The organism is Acidimicrobiales bacterium (assembly GCA_035540975.1).
GTDB lineage: Bacteria > Actinomycetota > Acidimicrobiia > Acidimicrobiales.
In genome coordinates this window covers 1-8,296 of sequence record DATLFN010000165.1, presented here as the reverse complement: position 1 = coordinate 8,296, position 8,296 = coordinate 1, and the positions used below count along the sequence as shown (strand labels likewise).

General features: G+C 74.0%; 8 protein-coding genes. 3 read left to right on the top strand and 5 right to left on the bottom strand.

The window, feature by feature from the left end:
* The 3 genes from VM242_16075 to VM242_16065 all read left to right on the top strand — a co-directional run.
* Positions 1-2,046 (top strand): S9 family peptidase (locus VM242_16075; protein HVM06674.1); only part of this gene is annotated, 2,046 nt, incomplete at its 5' end.
* Between the two features lie 69 nt (positions 2,047-2,115).
* Complete coding sequence (locus VM242_16070; protein HVM06673.1) at positions 2,116-3,618, top strand: GGDEF domain-containing protein; 1,503 nt, start codon at positions 2,116-2,118, stop codon at positions 3,616-3,618.
* A gap of 48 nt (positions 3,619-3,666) precedes the next feature.
* Positions 3,667-3,966, top strand: a complete 300-nt coding sequence (locus VM242_16065) for a hypothetical protein (GenBank protein ID HVM06672.1) — start codon at positions 3,667-3,669, stop codon at positions 3,964-3,966.
* A gap of 22 nt (positions 3,967-3,988) precedes the next feature.
* Here the strand turns inward: VM242_16065 and VM242_16060 are convergent, their stop codons facing one another.
* From VM242_16060 to VM242_16040, 5 genes are all read right to left on the bottom strand, one after another.
* The gene (locus VM242_16060; protein HVM06671.1) at positions 3,989-5,860 is read right to left on the bottom strand and encodes an AAA family ATPase; all 1,872 of its coding nucleotides are present in this window, start codon (positions 5,858-5,860) and stop codon (positions 3,989-3,991) included.
* A 125-nt stretch (positions 5,861-5,985) separates the two neighbouring features.
* On the bottom strand, positions 5,986-6,543 hold the full coding sequence (gene rfbC, locus VM242_16055) for a dTDP-4-dehydrorhamnose 3,5-epimerase (protein HVM06670.1): 558 nt from the start codon (positions 6,541-6,543) through the stop codon (positions 5,986-5,988).
* 97 nt (positions 6,544-6,640) lie between these two features.
* Positions 6,641-7,099, bottom strand: coding sequence for a MauE/DoxX family redox-associated membrane protein (locus VM242_16050; protein HVM06669.1), 459 nt, complete (start codon positions 7,097-7,099; stop codon positions 6,641-6,643).
* 43 nt (positions 7,100-7,142) lie between these two features.
* Positions 7,143-7,655: a flavin reductase family protein gene (locus VM242_16045; GenBank protein HVM06668.1), complete on the bottom strand. Its 513-nt coding sequence runs from the start codon at positions 7,653-7,655 to the stop codon at positions 7,143-7,145.
* 73 nt (positions 7,656-7,728) lie between these two features.
* Positions 7,729-8,296: ATPase, T2SS/T4P/T4SS family (locus VM242_16040; GenBank protein HVM06667.1), on the bottom strand; the 568-nt coding region annotated here is incomplete at its 5' end.

Genomic DNA, 8,296 nt, shown 5'->3' with positions numbered 1-8,296 from the left:
GCCCGGCCCCCGGCTGCCCCCAAGCGGCCCCGGGTCCTGGTGGCCCACGGTGACGAGCGGGTCGACGAGTGGTACTGGCTGCGCAACCGGGAGGACCCCGAGGTCATCGCCCACATCGAGGCCGAGAACGCCTGGGCCGCCGCCCAGCTGGCCCCCACGGAGGCCCTCCAGCGCCGCCTGTTCGACGAGATGGTCGGCCGCATCCAGGAGACGGACCTGTCCGTCCCCGCCCGCAAGGGCGACTGGTGGTACCTGTCCCGCACCGTCGAGGGCCTCCAGTACGGCATCTGGTGCAGGCGCAAGGGCGACGCCGACGGGCCCGAGGAGGTCGTCCTCGACCACAACGAGCTGGCCCAGGGGCACGACTACCTGGCGGTGGCGAACACCCAGGTCAGCCCGGACGCCGACCGCCTGGCCTACGCCGTCGACCACGACGGCAGCGAGCGGTTCACCCTGCGGTTCCGGGACCTGCGCACCGGTGAGGACCTCCCGGACCGGGTACCGGGCACGTACTACGGCCTGGCCTGGGCGGCCGACGGCGCCACCGTCTTCTACACCAAGGTCGACGGGTCGATGCGCCCGTACCAGCTGTGGCGGCACGCCGTGGGCACGCCGGCGGCCGACGACGTGCTCGTGCACCAGGAGGACGACGAGCGCTTCTTCCTGGGCGTCGGGCTCACCAAGAGCGAGCGCTACGTCGTGCTCGGGCTGGAGAGCAAGGTCACCGCCGAGGCCTGGGTGCTGGACGCCACCACCCCCGAGGGGGACTTCCGCCTCGTCCAGCCCCGCGAGCAGGGCGTGGAGTACGACGTGGACCACCACGGCGACCGGTTCCTGATCGTCACCAACGCCGACGGGGCGGAGAACTTCAAGCTGGTTGAGGCCCCGGTGGACGACCCCGGTCGGCACCGCTGGACCGACGTGGTGCCCCACCGGACCGACGTGAAGCTGGACGGCATCGAGGTCTTCGCCGGCCACCTGGTCCTCCACGAACGCGCCGGGGGCGTCCGCCGCATCGCCGTCCGCCGCATCGCCGACGGCGACACGCACGTGATCGAGCAGCCCGAGGCGGTGTCGACGACGACGCCCGACGCCAACCTGGAGTTCGAGACCACCGTCGTGCGCTTCGGCTACACGTCGATGGTGACGCCCCGGTCCGTCTACGACTACGACATGGAAGCCCGGACCCGGGAGCTGATGAAGCAGCAGCCGGTGCTCGGGGGGTACGACCCGGCGGACTACGAGACGGGCCGGCTGTGGGCCACGGCGGCCGACGGCGAGCAGGTGCCCGTCTCCTACGCCCACAAGCGGGGACTGGCCGTCGACGGCACCGCCCCTGCCCTGGTCTACGGCTACGGCTCCTACGAGATCAGCATCGACCCCACGTTCTCGCCATTCCGGCTCAGCCTCCTCGACCGGGGGTTCGTCTACGCCCTGGCCCACGTCCGCGGCGGGGGCGAGATGGGGCGGCGCTGGTACGAGGACGGCAAGATGCTGCGCAAGAAGAACACGTTCACCGACTTCGTGGCCTGCGCGGAGACGCTGGTGGCCCACGGGTACGCCGGTCCCGACCGCCTGGTCGTCCGGGGAGGCAGCGCCGGCGGCCTGCTGGTCGGGGCGGTGGTCAACCTGCGGCCGGACCTGTTCCGCGCCGCCATCGCCGACGTCCCCTTCGTGGACGTGCTCACCACGATCCTGGACGAGGACCTCCCGCTCACCGTCACCGAGTGGGAGGAGTGGGGCAACCCCAAGGCCGATCCCGAGGTCTACGCCTACGTGAAGTCCTACTCGCCGTACGACAACGTGGCCGCCGTGGACCACCCGGCGGTGCTCGCCCTGGCCGGGCTGAACGATCCCCGGGTGAGCTACTGGGAGCCGGCCAAGTGGGTGCAGCGCCTCCGCGACCGGGGCACGGGCGGCGCCCGCGTCCTGCTCAAGACGGAGATGGGGGCGGGCCACGGCGGCCCGTCCGGGCGCTACGACTCGTGGCGCGAGGAAGCCCTCGTCTACGCCTTCGTGCTGGACGAGCTGGGCCTGTCCACCTAGGACCGAGGGCCGCCGTGGCGACTACGGCGGATTCTCAAGGGATGCCCTCCTGGGGCCGACATCAGGGGCATGGCCGAGGCAGGGGGGAGGGCTCGGCCCCGCGACGGGAGCGTCGCCGGCTGGGTGGCGGGCGCCTACACGCTCGGGTTCGTGCTGTGGGCGCTCCTCGGGGGCGGCGGGGCCGACCAGCGGGAGCTGCTGAGCGACGTGGCTCCGCTGCCCATCGGCCTTCTGGTCCCGCTGCTGGCCTGGCGGGCATCCACCCGGGCCGGCGACGGGGCCACCAGGCGCGCCTGGCGGCTCATCGCCGTCGCCTTCGCCCTGTGGTGGGCCGGCGACGTGGCCTGGTTCGTCCTCGAGGCCGTCCTCCACCAGGCGCCGTTCCCCTCGCCCGCCGACGCCGGCTACCTGGGCTTCTACCCCCTGCTCGCCCTCGGCCTGCTGGCCCTGCCCTCCGCCCCCCGCTCGAGGGCCGAGGGCGTCAAGGTGGCGCTCGACGCGCTCACCGTGCTCCTGGCCGTCGCCATGGTCGTGTGGTACCTGGTGGTCGAGCCGGTCGTCCACAGCGGGTCGGACGACCTGGCGACGGTGCTGAGCGTCGGGTACCCGGTCGGCGACCTGGTGCTGCTCTACGGACTGGTCACGACCCTCCTGCGCCGGCCGGGCGACCGCCCCCTGTGGCTGCTCGTGGGGGCCGTGTCGGCCTTCGTCGTGGCCGACGTGGCCTACGCCCACCTGTCGCTGTCGGGCTCCTACGCCGGCGGCGACTGGCCGGACGCCTTCTGGATGCTGGCGCAGTGCCTCGCCCTGTGGGCGGCCCTCGTCCAGGCCCGGCACCCGGGGCCGGCGATCCTCTCCGACGGCGGCGCCAACCCGTCGGGCCGGGTGAGCCTCCTCCCCTACGCCGCCATCGTCATCGGCTACGGCCTGGTCGTCGCCGTCGGGCACGACGTGGCCGGCGCCTCGTTCGACGGGCTGCTGCTCGGTGCCGCCGCCATCACCGGCGTGGTCGTGACGCGCCAGATCCGCGTCGCGGCCGAGAACGCCCGACTGCTGGCCGAGCTCCACCACCTGGCCGAGGTGGACGGCCTGACCGACGCCCTCAACCGGCGCAGCCTGTTCGCCGCCGGCGAGCGGCTGCTACGCCGGGCGCAGCGCCTCGGCCGCCCCCTGTCGGTGCTGATGATCGACGTCGACCACTTCAAGGCGGTCAACGACACCCACGGGCACGGCGCCGGCGACGACGTGCTGGCCGCCGTCGCCGCCCGCACGGTGGCCCACGTCCGCTCGGCCGACCTGGTCGGCCGCTACGGGGGGGACGAGCTGGCGGTGGTCATGCCCGACTGCGGGGTCGAGGAGGCCTACGAGGTCGCCGAGCGCATCCGCGACGCGGTGGCGGCCACGCCGATCCCCGCCCGCAGCGGGCAGATCGCGGCGACCGTGAGCATCGGGGTGTCGAATGCCGAGCACGGCGACCCGCTGGCCGCCGTGCTCGGCCGGGCCGACGGCGGGCTCTACCAGGCCAAGCGGGCCGGGCGGGGCCGCACGGCGGTGGCGACGCTGGCCGGCTGAGCGCTCTTCGGGTACATCGGACGGTGGTCCCCGGGGTACACCAGCGGCATGGACCAGAACCAGCGCACCACGGGCTCCGGCGCCCGCATCCACGAAGACCCCGACCAGCCCGTCGGGGCCGGCCCCGCCCCCGCCGCCGCCGCCAAGGGCGCCACCGCCGGGGGCGCCGTCGCCGCCCTGGTGGGCGCCCTGCTCGGCGCCCCGTTCGGGTTCATCGAGTTCCTCGACCTGCAGCTCGGGATCCGCATCGGCCTGTGCGCCCTCCTCGGCGCCGTCGCCGCGTCGGTGATCGGCGGGCTGGTCGGGGGCTGGGCCGGCTGGGGGACGGCGGCCCGCCACAAGGACTGACCGACGGCCGGCCGCCGCCGCGTCATCCCCCGAGGCGCTTCTCGGCGGCGGCCCACCACGCGTCGACGCCCTCACCGTCGAGCATCGCCGCCGGGCCCCGGGCCAGGAGCTCGAGGTCGAGGACCTGGTCACGGGGCGCGGGGGGTTGCCCGGCGCCGCCGATCACCTCGAGGATCTCGTCGCCCACCAGCTCGTCGTGCTCGAGCAGGGCGTCCCGGAGCGCCTCCACCACGTGGCGGTTGGCCTCCAGCATCGAGGTGACGCCGGCCTTGGCCTTCACCAGGATGTCCTCCAGCGCCTCCCGGCCCGTGTCGCTCGACAGGACCTTGGTGACGACGTTCGCCCCCGGCGCTCCCTGGGCGGCGTCGAGCGAGATGAGCGAGCCGCCGAGGCCGAGCGAGCCCACCATGGAGGCGGCCAGCCGGGTCGCGGCGTCGAGGTCGCCGCTCGGGCCCGTCCCCGACTCCCCGAAGAACACCTCCTCGGCCACCATGCCGCCGAAGGCGATCTCGATGAGGGCGACGATCTCGGTGCGGGTGCGCAGGAAGCGCTCCTCGGTCTCCGAGTGCGACAGCAGGCCGAGGGCGGTGCCCCGCTTGATGATGGAGAGCACCTCCAGCTTGCGGCCCTTGCCCACCAGGTGGGCGACGGTGGCGTGGCCGGCCTCGTGGGTGGCGATCGTCCGCCGCTCGACCTCGCTGTACTCGACGGGGTGCTTGAGCCCGAGCTCCTCGGTCATGCGCGCCTGCTGGAGGTCGTCCCAGTCGAGGGCGCCGGCACCGCGGCGGAGGGCCCACACGAGCGCCTCGTCGAGCAGGTGCTCGATCATCACCGGGGAGTAGCCGAACGTCATGGCGGCGAGGGCGTCCCGGACCTCGTCGTCGTCGAGGGCGGCGACGTGGGACTTCTTGTCCAGGTAGTAGTCGATGATCTCCCCGCGGCCGCTGCGGCTGGGGAGGTCGAAGTGGATCGAGCGGTCGAACCGGCCCGGCCGCAGCAGGGCCGGGTCGAGGTCGGCGGCGCGGTTGGTGGCCCCGATCACCAGGATGTTGGCCGGCACGGGGGCGGGCTTGCGGAGCTGGCGGCGGGCCGGCAGCCACCGGTTGACCTGGTCGACGAACCAGCCGGCCAGCCGTCGGCCGGCCGGGGGCGTGTCGAACGACTGGAGCTGGATCAGCAGCTCGTTGACGACGCCCGTGATCCCCTCCCGGCCCCCCGAACCGCCCATGCCGGTGCGGGCACCGCCGATGGCGTCGATCTCCTCGATGAACCCGATGGCGCCGCCCTCCTTGCGGGCGTAGCTGCGCAGGGCCTTGAAGTACGTGCGGATCTTGCGGTTGGTCTGGCCGTAGTACATCGACTGGAAGGCGGACGACGACACGAAGAGGAAGGGCACGCCCGCCTCCCGGGCCATGGCCTTGGCCATGTAGGTCTTGCCGGTGCCCGGGGGGCCCTCGAAGAGGATGGCCCGGCGGGGCGTGCCGCCCATCTGCTCCTTGAAGGTGCGGTGGGCGAGGAAGAGGTTGAGGGTGCGCACGACCTCCTCGACGACGATGCCGGCGCCCTTGACGTCGGCCAGCGACACGTCGATCTCGGCCGGGCGGAACAGCACGTGGGGCGACCGCCCCGCCCCCAGGAGGGGGAGGAGGATGACGAGGGTCAGGATCAGGATGAGGATCAGCCCCGGCACGAGCTCGGGCGGGATGGGCAGGTCGGGCATCCCGAACCGGACCGGGTCGCCGCCGGCCAGGCGCGACCACATCCACAGCGCCAACGGGGCGAGGACGACGATGGCGCCGAGCAGTCGCCGCCGCCTCGACCGTTCCCGGGAGACGGCCACGTCGACGGCTGCGTGGCGCAGCACCTGGGCCTGGCCGAGACTGCTGAGTTCCATGACGCCCGTTCCTTCCGCCGCTCCGTGACTAGTCAGTCACTGTACGTGGTTCCCGGTGCCACTCCCAGGGCGTCTTTGTCGGGTGCGACGGGGCTCGACCGGTCGGGCCGCTGGATTTTCCGCGGTCAGCCGGCGGTGCGGAGGCCCCAGTACGGCCGTCGCCCGGCCGGGATGTCGTGCCGGGGGGGGTTGGTCCGGTCCCGCTCCGACACGACGGGGCCGGCGACGCCCCAGTCCGCCTTCACCGCCGGGTCGTCCCACGCCAGCCCGAGCTCGTCGGCGCCGTTGTAGTAGCCGTCGACCAGGTAGGTGAGGGTCAGGTCGGTGAGCGAGGCGAAGCCGTGGGCGACGCCGGGCGGGATGAACACGCCCTTCTCGGCGTCGCCGTCGAGGTCCAGCTCCAGGGTGGCGCCGTCGGTGGGGGACCCCTCGCGCAGGTCGTGCAGCACGACCCGGGCCCGACCCCGGGTGACGTACCAGTAGTCCGCCTGGTGGAGGTGGTAGTGGAGGCCGACGAGGGCGCCCGCCCGCTTCTCGGAGCGGTTGCCCTGCACCATCTCGCGCCCGGCCGGGAACCACGACCGGCGGTACGTCTCGACGAACCGGCCCCGCTCGTCGCCGTGGACGTCGGGCGTGACGACCACGACGCCGTCGATCACGTCCGACGAGTCGATGGTGGGCACGGCGGGAGCGTAGCGGCGTGGGCGATGGGCAGCCCGGGCCCGGTTCTGTGGACGGAACGAGCCGCATACCGGCGGCTGGTGCCCGGAGGAAGGGCGGTCAGCGCGCCATCCCGGGCCGGGCCCGGGCGCCGGCGACCAGGGCCAGCCCGAGGGCCACGCCGGCGACAACCGAGAGGGCCCCGCCGGGGCGGCCTCCGGTGGCCACGGCCAGGCCGGCGACGGCCAGGAGCGCGCCGTTGCGGACCAGGGTGTCGGCGCCCACCGGTTCGGGCGACGTCTCCCCGAAGCAACCGCAGGGCACGGCCTGGCCCCGGGCCAGCCGGAGGGCGACGGCGGCGCTGAAGGCGACGAGCAGCCCGGCCGCCGCCACGGCCGTCCACGGGTGGCCGACGCCGGTGGCGAGGAAGGCGCCGAGCACCAGCTCGACCCAGGGGAGGAGCGGCGCCAGCCACCCGGGCGCCCCGAAGGCGGCCGCCGTGGCCGGCCACGCCGGCTGGCGGAGCTTGGCCGCGCCGGTGGCGAGGAGCACCACACCCAGGGCGATCAGGGCCGTCACCGCGCCGGGCCTGCCGGGCGCGCCGGGGGGGCGGCGGCGCCGGTCAGGGCTCGAAGCGGCCGTAGCCGCCCCGGTAGAAGAGCAGCGGCCGCCCCCCGCCGGCCACCCCGAGGTCGAGGGCCCGCCCCACGGCGATGAGGTGGTCTCCGCCGTCGTGCTCCGCCTCGATGCGGCAGTCCACCCACGCCAGCACACCGTCGAGCAGGGGCGAGCCGGAGGCGGGCGACGGCCGCCACCCCAGCCCCCGGAAGCGGTCGCCGCCCGGCGCCGCGAACACCCGGCCGACGGCCTCCTGGTCGTCGGCCAGGATGTTGGCGCAGAACGTGCCCGTCGAGCGCAGCCTCGGCCAGGTGGCCGACGAGCGGGCCGGGCAGATGGTGACCAGCGGCGGGTCGAGCGACACCGAGGTGAACGACTGCACGGTGAACCCGACGGGCTCGCCGCCGTGGAGGCCGGTGACCACCACCACGCCGGTGCAGAAGTGGCCGAGGACCTGGCGGAACCGGGCGGCGTCGAAGCCGCTCGGGGGCGAGGCCGGGCCGGACGCGCCGCTCAGCTCGACGTCGTCCGGCGGCGCGGGGTCGGCAGGGTCGGGGATGCGCGCATCGTACGACCGTGCCCCGCCGGGCCTACCGGGTGGTGGTACCGACCAGCCCGCGCTGCTGGAGCATGACCTTGAGGTCGTGGGGGTTGGAGGCGGTCATCATGGCGCCCCGCAGGTCGACCGCACCGGACTGGTAGAGCTTGACCAGCGCCTGGTCGAACGTCTGCATGCCGTAATACTCGCCGTCGGCCACGATCTCGTGGATGTCGCCCGTGCGCTGCGGGTCGACGATGCACTGCTGGAGCCGCCCGTTCACGACCATCACCTCCAGCGCCGGGACCCGGCCCGTGCCGTCGGCCGTCGGCACCAGGCGCTGGCAGATGGTGCCCTTGAGCGACCCGGCCAGGGCCACGCGGATCTGGTTCTGCTGGTGGGGAGGGAAGAAGTCCACGATGCGGTTGACCGTCTCGGTGGCGTCGATGGTGTGAAGGGTGGAGAAGACGAGGTGGCCGGTCTCGGCGGCGCTGAGGGCGGCGGCCACCGTCTCCTGGTCGCGCATCTCGCCCACCAGGATCACGTCGGGGTCCTGGCGCATGGCGGCCCGCATGGCGCTGGCGAAGTCGTTGGTGTCGAAGCCGATCTCGCGCTGGTTG